Origin of the sequence: Syntrophotalea sp., from assembly GCF_050253115.1 — a bacterium.
Lineage (GTDB): Bacteria > Desulfobacterota > Desulfuromonadia > Desulfuromonadales > Syntrophotaleaceae > Syntrophotalea > Syntrophotalea acetylenica.
The window spans coordinates 1-15558 of record NZ_JBFWJQ010000001.1 but is presented as its reverse complement, the minus strand read 5'-3'; the positions used below and the strand labels follow the sequence as shown (position 1 = coordinate 15558).

Here is a 15558-nt window from a genome sequence, read left to right as displayed (position 1 = left end):
AACGCTCCCGTCAGCGGAATCCAGCACCCGGGCCGTTGCGACCCGGGCCGGGCGGGGGGATCAGAAGCCGTCGCGCACCAGGCGCTCCTGCAGCGCCTCGGCTTTGGCCGTCACACCGTCTGCAAGTTCACGTTTGAAACTCTCCAGCTTTTCGATCATGTCCGGTTCGTCGCCGGCAATGATCTGGGCGGCGAAGATGCCGGCATTGCGAGCGCCGGCCTTGCCGATGGCCATGGTCGCCACCGGAATGCCGGCCGGCATCTGTACCGTGGCGAGCAGGGCGTCGAGCCCCTTGAGGGCCGAGGCATCGACCGGCACACCGACCACCGGCAGAGTCGACTCGGCAGCCACCACCCCGGCAAGGTGCGCGGCGGCGCCGGCCCCGACGATCAGCACCCGCAGGCCGCGTTGCCGGGCGGTGCGGGCATATTCCGCGGTGCGCTGCGGCGAGCGGTGGGCGCTCGAAACCGTCATCTCGAAAGGGATGCCAAAGCGCTTCAGGGCGTGGGCCGCCTCGACCATGATGTCGTAATCGCTGTCGCTGCCCATGAGGATTCCGACCAGCGGCTTGCTTTTCATGCGTTGATTCTCCTGATGGTTTTGTGAATCGGAATGTGATTTACCCAAGGTCAACACTCAGCGATTCAGCGCCTTGCGGCCGATATCGTTGCGGTAGTGCACACCTTTCCAGTCGATGGCCCTGACGCCAAGGTAAGCCCGATCGATAGCCTCGGCAACGGTGGTTCCGAGGCCGGTCACGCCAAGCACGCGACCACCGTTGGTGACGACCCGGCCATCCCGCAGGGTGGTGCCGGCGTGAAACACGACCAGATTGTCGATGGCGGCAGCAGCCTCGAGGCCTTCGATCGCCTGCCCCCTGGCATACTCTCCAGGGTAGCCGCCGGCAGCCATGACCACGCACACGGCGGCCTTGTCATGCCACTCGAGCTCAATGCCGGACAGATCGCCGCGCGCACAGGCCATCAGCACCGGAACGATATCGGACTTGAGGCGCGCCAGCAGCGGCTGGGTCTCCGGATCGCCAAAGCGGGCATTGAATTCCAGCACCTTGAGTTCGCCATCCCGGATCATCAGGCCGGCATACAGAATGCTGCTGTAGGGACGGCCCTCGGCGGCCATGCCGGCGATGGTCGGCTTGAGAACCTGCGCGATGATCTTGTCATGGATCTCCGGGGTAACCACCGGCGCGGGAGAATAGGCGCCCATGCCTCCGGTGTTGGGGCCGGTATCGCCATCGTAAGCCGCCTTGTGGTCCTGCGACGAGGCCAGCGGGACGATCCGCTCGCCGTCGGTAAAAGCCAGAAAGGAAGCCTCCTCCCCGTACAGAAATTCTTCGACGACCACCCGCGCGCCGGCACTGCCGAAAGCCCCTTCGCACAGGATCGATTCCACCGCGGCGATCGCCTCCGCCACCGTAGCGGCCAGAATCACGCCTTTGCCGGCGGCCAGGCCATCGGCTTTGACCACGATCGGCGCGCCCTGGCGCTCGATGAAAGCCACCGCCTGGTCGCGGTCGGTAAAAGTACCGTAAGCGGCGGTCGGCACACCGTATTTGGCCATCAGATCCTTGGAAAAGCTTTTGCTCCCCTCGATCAGCGCAGCGGCCCGGGTGGCTCCGAAAATTGTCAGCCCCGCCTCGCGAAAACGATCCACCACGCCCAGGGTCAGAGGCAGCTCGGGACCGACCACGGTCAGCCCGATCTGCTCCTTGAGGGCAAAATCGAGCAACCCGTCGATGTCGTCGACCTTGAGCGGAACGCAGGTCGCCTGCCCGGAGATACCGGCGTTACCCGGCGCGCAGAAAACCCCCTCGACCAGAGGCGACTGGGCGATCTTCCAGACCATGGCGTGCTCACGACCACCACTGCCGATAACCAGAACCTTCATTTGTCACATTCCTTTCCAGCCATTGCCGTCTTTGGCTATGGACCCATGGTATCCGGGGAAACCTCAGCTCGCAGCTCTCGGTACCGCCCTATTCTAGTGCCGGAAATGCCGCATGCCGGTGAAAACCATGGCAATGCCGTGTTCGTCGGCGGCGGCGATCACTTCCTCGTCGCGGATCGAGCCGCCGGGCTGGATAACCGCCCGGATGCCGGCCTTGGCGGCATTGTCCAGACCGTCGCGGAAGGGAAAGAAAGCGTCCGACGCCATCACCGAACCCGGCACTTCCAGTCCGGCCAGGTCGGCCTTGATGGCGGCGATGCGCGCGGAATTGACGCGGCTCATCTGCCCGGCACCGACGCCGATGGTCATGCCGTCCTTGCCGTAGACGATGGCGTTGGACTTGACGAACTTGGCCACCCGCCAGGTGAACAGCAGATCCCGCATTTCCGCCTCGTTGGGGGTCCGCTTGGTCACGGTCCTGATGTCGCCGCTCAGCAGCAGGTCCGCATCCTGCACCAGCAGGCCGCCGTTGACCCGTTTGTAATCGTGGCGGGCGATGGGCTCCTGCGGCCAGTAACCGCATTCGAGAAGACGCACGTTTTTCTTGGTGGCGACAACCTCGACGGCTTCGGCCGACACGGCCGGAGCAATGATCACTTCGACGAACTGGCGATCGACGATCGCTTTCGCGGTGGTGCCGTCCAGTTCGCGGTTGAAAGCGATGATGCCGCCGAAAGCCGACTCCGGATCGGTGGAGAAGGCGCGGTTGTAGGCCTCCAGAAGATTTGCGCCCAGCGCCACCCCGCACGGATTGGCATGCTTGACGATGACGCAGGCCGGCCCCTCGACAAACTGCTTGACGCACTCCAGCGCGGCGTCGGTATCGGCGATGTTGTTGTAGGACAGCTCTTTGCCCTGCAGCTGGCGGGCGGTGGAAATACTGGCTTCCCGCAGGTTGCGCTCGACATAGAAGGCGGCCTTCTGATGGGGGTTCTCCCCGTAGCGCATATCCTGGGCTTTTTTGAACTGCACGGTCAGAGTGTCGGAAAACTCCGCAAGTTCATCCCCCATGCGCTGCCCCAGCCAGTTGGAAATGGCACCGTCGTAGGCGGCAGTGTGCTGATAGACCTTGACCGCGAGCCTGAAATTGGTGGTACGCGACACGGCGCCACCGCTGCCCTTCATCTCCGCGAGCACCTGGGCGTAATCGGCGTGATTGACCACTACCGTGACATCGCGGTTGTTTTTGGCCGCGCTGCGCAGCATCGTCGGGCCGCCGATATCGATGTTTTCTATGGCGTCTTCAAGGCTGCAATCGGGCTTGGCGACCGTCGCTTCGAAGGGGTAGAGATTCACCACCACCATGTCGATCGGTTCGATGCCGTGCTCCTTCATCTTGGCCACGTGCGCGGGGTTGTCGCGCATGCCGAGCAGGCCGCCGTGCACCTTGGGGTGCAGGGTCTTCACCCGGCCATCGAGCATCTCGGGAAAACCGGTGTATTCCGAAACATCCTTGACCGCAATACCTTCCTGCCGCAGCAGGTTGGCCGTGCCGCCCGTCGAAAGGATCTCGACCCCGAAATCCGCCAGTTCCCTGGCAAATCCGACGATACCGGTTTTATCCGAAACACTGATCAGCGCGCGCTTGATGACGGCCATATTCTTCTGTCCTTTCCTGCTGAAAATACATTTCTGACGACATCCGCGGCAACCTGGCCGCAACCGCGTCATCCTTTGGGGTGGAAAACAAAAAAAACCGTCAGGCCGGCGGTTTTCTAGAAATTCATGGCGTGGATAAAAGCCTTTTCAAAGGCCGGAGAGCCCGACAGGGGTAATGGCTGAAGGGTCGCGGCCAATCGCTGCACCTTGTCCGGGCCCTGCGCATCACACAGCAGGCGCCCGACTCCGGCAAGGACGCCGACCTCGGCAAAACGCACCTTTTCTACCATGTTTTCCGGGAGCATGGCAACCCTTTTCAAAACCCGTCGGGACAGGGAAAACCCGAAGGCACCGGTCAGAAGAGCCTGTGCCACATCGGCGGCTTCCAGTCCGGCGCGCCGCAGCAAACACTCGGTGCCGGCCCGCACCGCGGCTTTGCCCAACTGGAACTGACGTACGTCCTGTTGCGTCAGCAACAAATCCACCGCGGCATCCCGGTACAGGCGCAGGGCCCGTCCGCTGGCGGTCTCAACAATGTAGCCAGACAGATTGGTCGGAACCTCCAGGGGATCCACGATGCTGCCGCGCGCATCGATCAATCCGCCGTCCAGGGCGGCGGCCAGCGCAGCGACCAGGCCGCTGCCGCAGAGACCGCGAGGCGGCCCGCCTCCCAGAACCAAAAGACCCAGGCGATCATCCTCGATGACAACGTCGTGGATCGCGCCCGCTTTGGCAACCATGCCGCAGGAGATACCGCCGCCCTCGAAAGCCGGACCGGCAGCCACCGAGGTAACCCGCCAGCGGTCACCGCTGAAAAGGGCCATCTCACCGTTGGTGCCTGCATCGAGAAAGAAACTGGCCTCGCCCACCTTGCCCTGGCCAAACAGAAAAGCCACCAGGTCGCCGCCAACGTAGCCGCTGATCAGGGGAAAGATATAAAGGGGAACCGGCAACTGCAAATCGATCTGGTCGGGGGAAAGGAAGACTGCATCGCGCCAGGGTGGCCGATGGGGCGGATAGAGGATCGACGTTACCGGCAGGCGCCGCAGCAGATAGACCATACCGGGGTTGCCGGCGGCGGCGGCGCCGCGGATATCGCGGCGGGCCAGCCCCGCCTGTCGCAGCATGCTGTCGACGATCTCGCGCAAGCCATCCAGCAGCAACAGCTGCAAACGCAGATCCTCGCCGGTCATGGCGTTTTCAAGCCGGCGCATGATATCGGCGCCAAGTACCGACTGGGGATTGAGCAGACGCTCCTGCGCCAGCACATGGCCGTCGCTATCGAGCAGGCGGCCGGCCAGAGTGGTCGTGCCGAGGTCCAGCGCCAGCAGGCAGCCTCCCTGGGGCATCTTTCCTCCTTGGCTAGTTTTGCACATTCGCAAAAATTGAAGCCGGTCGCCAGCGACCGAAAACCTCAGTCATCGCGCGTTACGCGCGGCACCCTTTTACTGAACTGGCAGAATACCTCATAACTGATGGTGCCGATGCGTCGCGCCCATTCGTCGGCGGTGATGCACTGACCGTTGTCGCAGCCGAGCAGGGTGACCTCGTCGCCGACCGCGACCCCGGGAATATCGGTCACATCGATCATTGTCCAGTCCATGCATACCGTTCCGGCGACCCGCGCCCGCCGGCCGCGCACCAGCACCTCCCCAACGTTGGACAAGTGTCGGCTGTAGCCGTCGGCATACCCCACCGGAATGATCGCCAATACGGTAGGCCGGCCGGCAACGAAGCGATGTCCGTAAGACACTCCGGTGCCTTCGGGGACGCTGCGCACCTGCGCCACCCGGGTGCGGAAACTCATCACCGGCCGCAGGTCGAATCGTCCGGCAAATGCCTCACTGGGCAGCCCCCCGTAGAGCAGAATGCCGGGACGCGCCAGATTGCATTCCGGAGCTTCGCCGGTCAACAGCGCCGCGCTGTTGCTCAGGTGCACATAGCGGGGTGCAAATCCGGACTGGCGCACCCGGGCCAGACAGTCGCGAAAAACATCGTGCTGCCGCCGATTGACAGGATCCTTCGGCTCGTCGGCCAGAGCCAGATGGGAAAACAGGCCGTCCATGCGCAACCCCGGAAGCGTCCTGAGCTCTTCCAGAACCCATGCCAGATCCGCAGCCCGGAAACCGACCCGGCTCATGCCGGTATCGAGCTTCATGTGATACGGCAGCACTACCCCGGCGGTCCGGGCGCAGGCATCCAGGCGCCGGGCCGTATCCATGTCGAACAGCGTAGGCACCAGGCCGAACCGCAGAAGTTCCTGTTCCTGGCCGGGATACAGCCCGCCGAGCACCAGAATCGGACACACCACTCCCGCCTCGCGCAGCGAAACGCCTTCCTCGACGATAGCCACCCCGAACATCCGCGCGCCGACATCCTGAAGCGCGGTCGCGACGTGGGCGGCGCCGTGTCCGTAGGCATCGGCTTTGACCACCGCCAGAATCCCCTGTTCGGGGCCGGCCAGGGTCTGCGCCTGGCGGAAATTGTGTTTCAGAGCCTCAAGATCGATTTCAACGCGGGTGGGCCGGTGTCCCCAGGGATCACTCATGACGTTCTGGTCCTGAATTTGCGGGATAAGCGGCCGCACAACGGCCGGAAAAGTGATAGCGTGAAAAGTCGGCGGAGCCGCTGCAAAAAGCAAACGGCCCACGTTTCGGAGCCAAACTCTTAGCACGACGTCTTGCCACTGTAAAGGGCAAAAAACGTGCGTGGCAGCGACCCGCAGGACATCCGCCGGCCCCCTCCGGGCGCTCGCTTGACAGACTGCGGAGCATTCGCTAGAGTGACGGCCAACGCTTCGCATCCGGTGGAATAAATAGCCGCAATGGCATGAATTGCTTTGCACATCCGACCCGTGACGTATTAAAATAGACGAGCGCGTATACAGTATCCGGATTCAAAAACACAGCCGCTGGGGGCGTCACTGCACTGAGAGTCCCAGATAGACGGGACAACCCTTGGAACCTGACCCGGATCATGCCGGCGTAGGGAAGCGGTGTCGCAGGGCAATCGTGATAACGTCACGTGCTTTACGGCCGTGACGTTTTTTGTTTTCAAAAATCGAGGACGCCATGAAAGACCGACCGTTGCAGGGATTGTACCTGATCACCGACGATTCCCGGGGAGAACGACTGCAGGCCAGGGTCGCGGCCGCCCTCCAGGGAGGAACCCGCATCGTCCAGTACCGGGGCAAACAGGTTCCCGTTTCCGACCAGCGGCATGAAGCGCGGGCCCTCGCCGGGCTGTGCCGTCAGGCCGGCGCCCTGTTCATCGTCAACGATGATCCACATCTGGCGCTGGACTGCGGGGCCGACGGTGTGCATCTGGGTCAGCAGGACATGACCGTTGCCGAAGCCCGCGCCGTGCTTGGTCCGGGAAAGATCATCGGCACCTCCAACCGTACCGTCGCGCAGGCCCTCGCCTCCCGGCAGGCTGGCGCCGACTACATCGCCGTCGGCAGCATCTATCCCACCGGCACCAAACAGGACGCCGTGCACATCGGCCTCGACACCTTGCGCGCCGTGCGCCGCACCGTCGACCTGCCACTGGTCGCCATCGGTGGCATCGATCGCGACCATACCGGAGAAGTCATCGATGCCGGAGCCGATGCCGTCGCCCTGATCTCGGCGGTCATGGCCGACCCGTCGCCGGCGCTGGCCGCCCGGGAAATCGCCCTGCAGTTCAACCGCCGCGCCACCCCGCCCCGCGGTCGCGTTTTGACCGTAGCCGGGTCTGACAGCGGCGGCGGCGCCGGCATTCAGGCCGATCTCAAAACCATTACCCTGCTGGGCGGCTACGGCATGACGGTCATCACCGCCCTGACGGCACAGAATACCCGCGGCGTGCGCGGCATCCATCCCGTTCCGGCGGCATTTGTCGCCGACCAGCTAACGGCGGTGCTCGAAGACCTGCACCCGGAAGTGGTCAAAACCGGCATGCTGTTCGATGCCGCCATCGTTGAGCTGGTCGCCCGGGAACTTTGGACACGTGGCCTGTTGGCGGTGGTCGATCCGGTCATGGTCGCCAAAGGCGGCGCCCTGCTGCTGCGCGACGATGCCGTTCAATCCTGCCGCGAGCTGCTGCTGCCGCGCACCTACCTGCTCACCCCCAACCTGCCGGAAGCGGCGGAACTCGCCGGATTTCCGGTGGAAACCGAAGCGGACATGGAGAAAGCCGCACGCCGCCTGCAGGAGCTTGGCGCACGCAACATTCTGATCAAGGGCGGACACCTCGACGGCGAAGCAGTCGATCTGCTGCTCGACGGCAGCACCCTGCACCGGCTGCCGGCCGCACGCCTCGACAACCGCAACACCCATGGCACCGGTTGCACCAGTTCCGCCGCCATCGCCACCCTGCTCGCCGCCGGCCAGCCGCTGCCGCAGGCGGTGAAACTGGCCAAGGAGTTCATCACCGAGGCGATCCGCACCGCTGCCGACCTCGGCACCGGCCACGGACCGGTCAACCATTTCGCCGCGGCCCGATACCTGTTGAACAAAATCGAAGGATCTTGACAACCGATAAAGCCATATAGCTCTCAACTTTCATCTTAAAACTTACAGCTTAGTGCTTTGACGTATGAAAGGTAGATTCATGACGCAACTCGAAATGGCCCGCCAGGGCATCGTCTCCGACAAAATGAAGCAGGCCGCCGCCGACGCCGGTATCGATGCTGAAATCCTTCGCCAGCGCATTGCCGAAGGCACGGCCATCGTCTGCCACAACAACAGACACGCTAACGGCCGCCCTCTGGCGGTGGGTAAAGGCCTGCCGACGCGCATCAACGCCAACATCGGCACCAGCAAGGACGACACCAGCATCGACAAGGAACTGGAAAAGGCCCGGGTGGCCATGGCCGCTGGCGCCGACGCCATCATGGACCTGTCCACCGGCGGCCCCATCGATGAAATCCGCCGCGCCATTATCGCCGAAACCGACGTTTGCATCGGCAGCGTGCCCCTCTACCAGGCAGCCTGCGACACGGTGGTAAAAAAGGGCAAGGCCATTGTCGACATGACCGTCGACGAGATCTTCGACGGCATCAAAAAACACCTGGACGACGGTGTCGACTTCATTACCGTGCACTGCGGTGTGACCCGCGCCACGGTGGAGCGCATGGACCGCGAAGGACGCATCATGGAGGTGGTCTCCCGCGGCGGCTCCTTCACCGTCGCCTGGATGACGCGCAACAATGCGGAAAATCCCCTTTACGAACACTACGACCGCCTGCTGGAGCTGGTCAGGCCCTACGACGCCACCCTGTCGCTGGGGGACGGCTTTCGCCCCGGCTGCCTGGCCGACGCCACCGACCGCGCCCAGATCCACGAACTGATCGTGCTCGGGGAACTCACCCAGCGCGCCTGGGATGCCGGCATCCAGGTCATGATCGAAGGCCCCGGCCACGTCCCCCTGAACCAGATCGAGGCCAACATCCAGTTGCAGAAAAGCCTCTGCCACGGTGCCCCGTTCTATGTGCTCGGCCCGCTGGTCACCGACATCGCCCCGGGCTACGACCACATCACCTGCGCCATCGGCGGCGCCATCGCCGCCAGCGCCGGAGCCGACTTTTTGTGCTACGTCACCCCCAGCGAACACCTGTGCCTGCCTACCGCAAAGGACGTGCACGACGGCGTCATGGCGACCCGCATCGCCGCCCACGCCGCCGACATCGTCAAGGGACTGCCCGGCGCCCTGGAAAAAGACATCGCCATGAGCAGGGCGCGCAAGGCCCTCGACTGGGAAACCCAGTACGGCCTCGCCATCGATCCCGAGCTGGCCCGCAAGCGCCGCGGCGAATCGGGGGTCGACGAGGAACATGGAGCCTGCACCATGTGCGGCGAATTCTGCGCCTACCGGGTCATGGACGAACGCAAGAAGCATCGATGAGGCCCTCGGCGCGGACATGCTCCGCTCCGCCCTGCCCCGTTCAGCCTAGTATCCATCCGGAAACTCCGGATGGATACAGCGTAGTTTTCATATGGGAAACGAGCAATTTTTCGTTGTGGCAAGGAAATCAAGGGGTTGCGCGGAGGCGTACATCGGTACGCCGCACAAGCAAGCCTGCGGATTGACGCCGCCACGGCGGAAAAGGGCCGTTTCCGGATGAAAACTAGCCTAGCGCCACATTGGAGAGCCCCCGAAACGCACCGTTTTGGGGGCTTTTTACCACCACGATATTATTTCCCTTCTTTTTCAGGGCGATCCATTCGGCAAACCCTTTTTCTCTGCAAAAAGCGACAAATCTCCATCTCACGATTGTTGTACATTCACCAAAATTGAATTATAGTACTCAAAACGCTGTTACACAGCTATTGTGAGGAGCGCGGGAGCCACTTTGGACATTTTTGGGAGGTTACTATGAGTAATGAGAAGTTGGAGTCAAAGCGCTGGTTTATTGCTTTGGCGGGCATTGTTTTGCAGTTGATTCTGGGGACTGTCTATGCGTGGTCTGTCTTCAAGAAACCGCTCATGGCAAATCATGGGTGGAGTGAAACAGCTACTCAGGGCACCTTCATGATCATCATCGCGGTACTTGGACTGGCCGCTGCTTTCGGGGGTACCCTGGTGGATAAAAAGGGACCGAAGCTGGTAGCCGTCATTGGCGCCGTCTGTTATGCCATCGGCACCCTCTGTGCCGGCCTGGCGGACCTGACCGGGAACATCTGGGTATTGTACCTCGGTTATGGCGTGATCGGTGGCCTCGGCAACGGTTTCGGCTATGTGGTTCCCATCGCCTGCCTGATTCGCTGGTTTCCTGACAAACGCGGTTTGGTTACCGGCCTTGCCGTCATGGGCTTTGGCGCCGGCGCCTTCTTCATCGGCAAGATCGTTCCCGGCATGATCGTCAGCATGGGCGTGGCCAACACCTTTTTTGTTCTCGGCGTGGTTTACCTCGTGGTGAGCACCGCCGCGGCCCTTCAGTTCAGGGATCCGCCGAAGGGCTGGACTCCCGAAGGCTTTGTTCAGAGCACCAAGACCGTCTCCCATGCGGATTCCTTCAATTTCGAGCAAGCGCGCCGCACCCCGCAATGGTACATGATCTGGTTCATGCTGTTCCTCAACGTTTCCGCCGGACTCGGGCTTCTTTCCCAGCTTTCGCCCATGGGGCAGAAGATCCTTTCCCTGAGCATCGCTGATCCTGAGCAATTGGCCATCAAGGGTGGTCTGATTCTGGCTATCGCCTCCATTTTCAACGGTCTGGGGCGTTTGTTCTGGGCCTCTGTATCCGACAAGATCGGCCGGAAAAATGTTTTTCTGGTCATGTTTGCCAGCCAGGCTCTGCTCTATTGCTACATCCCTCAAATCACCAGCGCAACCGTTTTCACCATCGCAGCCTGCTATCTGCTTGCCTGCTATGGTGGCGGCTTTGCAGTCATGCCCTCGTTTGCCGCGGATTCTTTCGGCCCCGGCTATATCGGCAAGGTATACGGCATCATCCTTACCGCCTGGGGCGCGGCCGGTGTCGCAGGGCCTCTGGTTTTCGCACAGGTCAAAGGCGCACCCGCCCTGTATGTTGCGGCGGCACTTCTTGTCCTCGGTTTTATCATTACCTGGAGTTACAAGCCGCCTGTCAAGGCTACCGCTTAGATGGGTTGGGCTCCCGCTGCATAGAATAGAGCATGAAAAAAATGGATCGTTGATTTACAGGGGCTCGGACAGAGCCCCTTTTTTTTCAATGCTGTCGATGTATAATTCCGGCTGAATTCCAGCGAGGCCGGAGACCTTTCCGGATCGGCCCGCGCACCACTCAACAACATCTCAAGGAGGAAATGATCCATGAAAAAATGGGCACTGGCATTTTTATGCTGTTTTCTGGCGTCCGGAGCGTTTGCCGCACCCCAGAATTTCCAGTTGAGCCTGACCCCGGATGTCGCCATCCATTCCAGAAGCACCCGGATCAACGGCGTGTCTCTCGGCATCTGGAGCCAGAATCCGCAAAACGCGCTGGCCCTGGGGATTGTCAATGGCTCCACCGGCAGCAGCTCGGGGCTGTCTCTTGGCTTGCTGGCCAATTATGCCGAAAACTACAAAGGCGCGCAGCTGGCCTGCATCGCCAATTACGCCTCGGGAAACGTCACCGGGTTGCAGTGGGCGGCCTTCAACTATGCAGGCAACCTGCACGGCCTGCAGCTCGGTTTCGTAAACTTCGCGGATAACGCCGACAAAGGCGTGCAGATCGGCCTTATCAACATCATGAACGCCAATAAAAGATGGTTCGGCAACCTGCCCAACGAGGTCGCCCCAGCCATGGTGTTCGTCAACTGGCGCTACTGATCCTCGGCCGCCGAACCGACCCTTCGCGCCACGCCATCCTGGCCCGCCGGACATCCGGCGGGCTTTTCAGCGTCTACGCACCAACCTTCTCCGGACATACGCCAAAACAGCATAAGTTGTCTTGACAACCTGACAGACCAGGTCTAAGATGAACACCATTGCAGGGAGGCGCAAAGCATGCTCAACCCCGACTCACCCATACCGCTCTATCACCAGCTTGCCGAGCGACTCGGAGACCAGATCCGCAACGGCGAACTGGCACCGGGCCAGCGCATCCCGTCGGAGCCGCAACTGGCGGCCCGGTACGGCATCGGGCGCCCCACGGTGCGCCAGGCGCTCGACTCCCTGGTGCGGCAGGGTCTGTTGTGCCGGCGCCGCGGCTCGGGGACTTATGTCAGCGAACCGGCCCGCGAGATCGACCTTTTTTCCCTGGATGGCACGTCGGCGGCATTCCACAAAAAAGGCCTGGCGGCAACGACCCTCATCCGCGAAGCGATCCGCCTGCAGCCAATCGAAGATGCGCCGGACAACCCTTTCAGCGGCCGCACAGCCTACTTCTTCTCGCGCCTGACCTGTCTCGACGGTGCCCCTGTGCTGCTCGAAGATCTGTACCTGCATCCGCAACTGTTCGCGGGGATCGAGAGTCTGGACCTGGCCGGCCGTTCCCTGTCGAGCGTCACGGCAAAGCATTTCATGTTGCGGCCGATGGGGGGCAAACAGAGCTTCCGCATCGGCTACCTCGACGCAGTGCGGGCCCGCTGCCTCGACGTCAGCGTTACCACACCCCTGCTGCAGGTCGAACGGCGCCTCGATTTCGCCGCCGGCCGTGACGGTTTTTTTTCGCGGCTGTTCTGCCGCACCGACCATATCGTCTTCTCACAACACATGGGAGCATCCGGCCATGGATAAACGCGGCTATTTTTCCGGATTCGGCGGTTGTTTCATCCCCGAAATCCTCAATGAAACCTTCGTGGAACTGGTCAAGGCCTATGAAGCCGCCAGGGCCGACTCCGCTTTCTGGCAGGAATACCTCGATGTCATGTCGAACTACTCGTGCCGCCCGACCCCGCTGACTTTCGCCGGGAATCTGACGCGGCATTTCGGGGGAGCGCGCATTTACATCAAACGCGAGGATCTCAATCACACCGGTGCCCACAAGGCCAACAACGTCATGGGCCAGGGGCTGCTGGTCAAACGCATGGGCAAGACCCGCGTCATCGCCGAGACCGGCGCCGGACAGCACGGCGTGGCCACCGCCACCATGGCAGCGCGCATGGGATTCGAGTGCACCATCTACATGGGCGAGGAGGACGTGGAACGGCAGCGCCCCAATGTTTTCTGGATGGAGCGCCTCGGCGCCACGGTGGTGCCGGTAACAGACGGCTCCCGCACCCTCAAGGACGCCATCAACGAAGCCTTCCGCGACTGGGTATCCAACATGGACACCACTCATTACGTGCTCGGTACCGCCTGCGGGCCGCACCCCTTTCCGGAGATGGTCGCCTGGTTCCAGTCGATCATCGGTACCGAGGCGCGCCAGCAGATCCTTAAACACGAAGGGCGCCTGCCGAAGCGCGTCTACGCCTGCGTCGGAGGCGGCTCCAACGCCATGGGGCTGTTTTCCGGATTCATGGACGACCCGGTGGAGCTGGTCGGGGTCGAGGCCGGGGGCAAGGGGCTGGACAGCGGCAGGCATGCCGCCCGCCTCAGCTCCAGGGATGCCAGCGTCGGCGTGGCGCAGGGTTACAAAACCTACTTTTTGCAGGATGGCGATGGACAGATGAAGGACACGCACAGTATTTCGGCGGGTCTCGATTACGTCGGCGTCTCGCCGATCCTGGCGCACCTGCAGGCCATCGGCCGCGCCCGCTTCGAGGCGGCAACCGACGCCGAAGTGCTTGACGCGGTAACTTTGACCATGCGCAAGGAAGGGCTGATCCCGGCACTGGAATCGTCCCACGCCTTCGCTCAGGCCTTCAAGGAAGCGCCGACGCTGTCAAAGGACGACATCATCATCATCAACCAGTCCGGTCGCGGCGACAAGGACATCTTCACCGTCGCCGACGCTTTCGACGACCCGGCCTGGAAGGAATTCATCAAACACAAGGCGGAGCAATACCATGCTTGAGACCACCATCCGCAACAAACTGGCGCAACAGGATATCCTGCTGATGACCCATATCGTCATCGGCTACCCGGATCTGGAGACCTCCTTCGAAGTGGTCCGCACCATGGTAGAAGCCGGGGTCGACCTGATGGAACTGCAGATCCCCTTCTCCGAGCCGATGGCCGATGGCCCGGTGATCCTCAAGGCCAACCAGGAGGCCCTGGCCACCGGCATTACCGTCGACCAGTGCTTCGATTTCGCGGAAAAAGTCGCCGCCACCTTCGATATCCCGTTTTTGTTCATGACCTATTACAACATCCTGTTCAAATACGGAGTCGGGGCCTTCGCCGAGCGCATGGCCAAAGTCGGGCTGTGCGGAGCCATCGTGCCGGATCTGCCGCCGGAAGAGGCCGACGACTACCTGTCGGCCATGAGCAAGTACGGCATGGCTCCGATCTTCATCTACGCTCCCAACACCAGCGAGGCCCGCATGCGCCAGATCGCCGAACACGGCAAAGGTTTCATCTACTGCATGGCGCGCAAGGGCGTCACCGGCCTGCAGACCGATTTTTCGGGACAACTCGGCACCCATCTGGCCCGTTGCCGCGCTTCGACGCAATTGCCTCTGGCCCTCGGTTTCGGTGTCAGGGATCGCGCCGATGTGGAATTTATCAAGGGCAAGGCCGATATCGCCGTGGTCGGTTCCCAGGCCATCCGGATTCTGGATGAAGGGGGAGTGCCGGCGGTGAACGCCTTCATCGCCTCCCTGCGCTAAGCCCGGGCGGCGGTGCCTGCTCTTTTGAAGAGAAAACTTTTACGGCAATTTTTTTCCGGTTTCCGTTGCATTTGAACGCGTTTTATGTTTATTATTGTTCGTACCTGTTGTTTTGTTATCGATATAAACAAAAAACACTATTCAATGCATCAACGCCACCCGCATTTTGTTTTGCGGAACAGAACGGCTTGATCCAGCGTCCAGGCAAAAGGAAAATACCATGGTCAAGGGTCTTATCTTCGATTGCGACGGGGTCCTGTTCGACAGCCTGCACGCCAATGTGGCGTTTTACAGTGCCGCCCTGCAGCAACTGGGCATGCCTCCCATCGCCCATGACGACCGGGAAAAAATCTATCTCTGCCATACGGTGACCACGCCGGAACTGTTCGAAGCGATTCTCGGGCCGGAACGTCTCGAAGAGGCGCTGCAGGTTTCCCGCGGCATCGACTACAGCCGGTTCATCCCGCTGATGGTCCCCGAACCCGGTATCCTGGAAGCCCTTTCGCGCCTGTCGGCCCGCATGCCGCTGGCGGTTGCCACCAATCGCGGCGGCAGCATGCATGACATCTCGCGACATTTCGGGCTGGAGCGTTTTTTCAAAACGATTCTCACCAGCAAGGATGTCGCGCGCGGCAAGCCTCACCCCGACATGCTGCTTTTGGCCTCCGACAGACTCGGCATCGATCCCGCCAACCTGCTGTTCATCGGAGACATGGATGTGGACCAGGAGGCGGCCCGCCGCGCCAACATCCGTTTCGTCGGGTATCGCGGCCGGTTTGCCGAAGCCATCAACATCACCAGCCACAACCAGCTGTTCGATCTTATCGAGCAGCTCTGA

13 protein-coding genes and 1 riboswitch are annotated in these 15558 nt (G+C 61.7%); of the genes, 8 read left to right on the top strand and 5 right to left on the bottom strand.

The window, feature by feature from the left end; all coding sequences use genetic code 11:
* Nucleotides 1-60: 60 nt before the first annotated feature.
* From purE to alr, 5 genes are all read right to left on the bottom strand, one after another.
* Nucleotides 61-579 carry a 5-(carboxyamino)imidazole ribonucleotide mutase gene (purE, locus tag AB7E65_RS00065; RefSeq protein WP_072287187.1) on the bottom strand — a complete coding sequence of 173 codons (519 nt, stop codon included), beginning with the start codon at nucleotides 577-579 and terminating at the stop codon, nucleotides 61-63.
* A 57-nt stretch (nucleotides 580-636) separates the two neighbouring features.
* The gene (gene purD, locus AB7E65_RS00060; protein WP_072287186.1) at nucleotides 637-1908 is read right to left on the bottom strand and encodes a phosphoribosylamine--glycine ligase; all 1272 of its coding nucleotides are present in this window, start codon (nucleotides 1906-1908) and stop codon (nucleotides 637-639) included.
* A 93-nt stretch (nucleotides 1909-2001) separates the two neighbouring features.
* Complete coding sequence (purH, locus tag AB7E65_RS00055; RefSeq protein WP_072287185.1) at nucleotides 2002-3567, bottom strand: bifunctional phosphoribosylaminoimidazolecarboxamide formyltransferase/IMP cyclohydrolase; 1566 nt, start codon at nucleotides 3565-3567, stop codon at nucleotides 2002-2004.
* Between the two features lie 116 nt (nucleotides 3568-3683).
* Nucleotides 3684-4916 carry an ASKHA domain-containing protein gene (locus tag AB7E65_RS00050; RefSeq protein ID WP_428745037.1) on the bottom strand — a complete coding sequence of 411 codons (1233 nt, stop codon included), beginning with the start codon at nucleotides 4914-4916 and terminating at the stop codon, nucleotides 3684-3686.
* Nucleotides 4917-4981: 65 nt separating this feature from the next.
* Complete coding sequence (alr, locus tag AB7E65_RS00045) at nucleotides 4982-6115, bottom strand: alanine racemase (protein WP_072287183.1); 1134 nt, start codon at nucleotides 6113-6115, stop codon at nucleotides 4982-4984.
* Between the two features lie 355 nt (nucleotides 6116-6470).
* Nucleotides 6471-6575: riboswitch (TPP riboswitch) on the top strand.
* A gap of 63 nt (nucleotides 6576-6638) precedes the next feature.
* On the opposite strand from alr, the gene thiD reads away from it, so the two are divergent.
* The 8 genes from thiD (at nucleotide 6639) to AB7E65_RS00005 (ending at nucleotide 15558) form a co-directional block, all read left to right on the top strand.
* Nucleotides 6639-8078 (top strand): bifunctional hydroxymethylpyrimidine kinase/phosphomethylpyrimidine kinase, encoded by a 1440-nt coding sequence (gene thiD, locus AB7E65_RS00040; protein ID WP_428745036.1) that lies wholly within the window; start codon nucleotides 6639-6641, stop codon nucleotides 8076-8078.
* Nucleotides 8079-8157: 79 nt separating this feature from the next.
* A complete protein-coding gene (thiC, locus tag AB7E65_RS00035) occupies nucleotides 8158-9450 on the top strand; it encodes a phosphomethylpyrimidine synthase ThiC (RefSeq protein WP_072287181.1) in 1293 nt (430 codons plus the stop codon).
* Between the two features lie 471 nt (nucleotides 9451-9921).
* Nucleotides 9922-11151, top strand: a complete 1230-nt coding sequence (locus tag AB7E65_RS00030) for an L-lactate MFS transporter (protein ID WP_072287180.1) — start codon at nucleotides 9922-9924, stop codon at nucleotides 11149-11151.
* 189 nt (nucleotides 11152-11340) lie between these two features.
* Nucleotides 11341-11838: an LA_2272 family surface repeat-containing protein gene (locus AB7E65_RS00025; RefSeq protein WP_072287179.1), complete on the top strand. Its 498-nt coding sequence runs from the start codon at nucleotides 11341-11343 to the stop codon at nucleotides 11836-11838.
* A 177-nt stretch (nucleotides 11839-12015) separates the two neighbouring features.
* The gene (locus AB7E65_RS00020; RefSeq protein ID WP_428745035.1) at nucleotides 12016-12747 is read left to right on the top strand and encodes a GntR family transcriptional regulator; all 732 of its coding nucleotides are present in this window, start codon (nucleotides 12016-12018) and stop codon (nucleotides 12745-12747) included.
* On the top strand, nucleotides 12740-13966 hold the full coding sequence (gene trpB / locus AB7E65_RS00015; RefSeq protein WP_072287177.1) for a tryptophan synthase subunit beta: 1227 nt from the start codon (nucleotides 12740-12742) through the stop codon (nucleotides 13964-13966). Before AB7E65_RS00020 ends, trpB begins: the two co-directional genes overlap by 8 nt.
* On the top strand, nucleotides 13959-14720 hold the full coding sequence (gene trpA / locus AB7E65_RS00010; RefSeq protein WP_428745034.1) for a tryptophan synthase subunit alpha: 762 nt from the start codon (nucleotides 13959-13961) through the stop codon (nucleotides 14718-14720). Before trpB ends, trpA begins: the two co-directional genes overlap by 8 nt.
* A 220-nt stretch (nucleotides 14721-14940) precedes the next feature.
* Complete coding sequence (locus AB7E65_RS00005; RefSeq protein ID WP_072287175.1) at nucleotides 14941-15558, top strand: HAD family hydrolase; 618 nt, start codon at nucleotides 14941-14943, stop codon at nucleotides 15556-15558.

Coding starts and splice junctions, on each gene's coding strand:
- purE (WP_072287187.1), bottom strand. CDS start 579: ATGAAAAGCAAGCCGCTGGTCGGAATCCTCATGGGCAGCGACAGCGAT.
- purD (WP_072287186.1), bottom strand. CDS start 1,908: ATGAAGGTTCTGGTTATCGGCAGTGGTGGTCGTGAGCACGCCATGGTC.
- purH (WP_072287185.1), bottom strand. CDS start 3,567: ATGGCCGTCATCAAGCGCGCGCTGATCAGTGTTTCGGATAAAACCGGT.
- AB7E65_RS00050 (WP_428745037.1), bottom strand. CDS start 4,916: ATGCCCCAGGGAGGCTGCCTGCTGGCGCTGGACCTCGGCACGACCACT.
- alr (WP_072287183.1), bottom strand. CDS start 6,115: ATGAGTGATCCCTGGGGACACCGGCCCACCCGCGTTGAAATCGATCTT.
- thiD (WP_428745036.1), top strand. CDS start 6,639: ATGAAAGACCGACCGTTGCAGGGATTGTACCTGATCACCGACGATTCC.
- thiC (WP_072287181.1), top strand. CDS start 8,158: ATGACGCAACTCGAAATGGCCCGCCAGGGCATCGTCTCCGACAAAATG.
- AB7E65_RS00030 (WP_072287180.1), top strand. CDS start 9,922: ATGAGTAATGAGAAGTTGGAGTCAAAGCGCTGGTTTATTGCTTTGGCG.
- AB7E65_RS00025 (WP_072287179.1), top strand. CDS start 11,341: ATGAAAAAATGGGCACTGGCATTTTTATGCTGTTTTCTGGCGTCCGGA.
- AB7E65_RS00020 (WP_428745035.1), top strand. CDS start 12,016: ATGCTCAACCCCGACTCACCCATACCGCTCTATCACCAGCTTGCCGAG.
- trpB (WP_072287177.1), top strand. CDS start 12,740: ATGGATAAACGCGGCTATTTTTCCGGATTCGGCGGTTGTTTCATCCCC.
- trpA (WP_428745034.1), top strand. CDS start 13,959: ATGCTTGAGACCACCATCCGCAACAAACTGGCGCAACAGGATATCCTG.
- AB7E65_RS00005 (WP_072287175.1), top strand. CDS start 14,941: ATGGTCAAGGGTCTTATCTTCGATTGCGACGGGGTCCTGTTCGACAGC.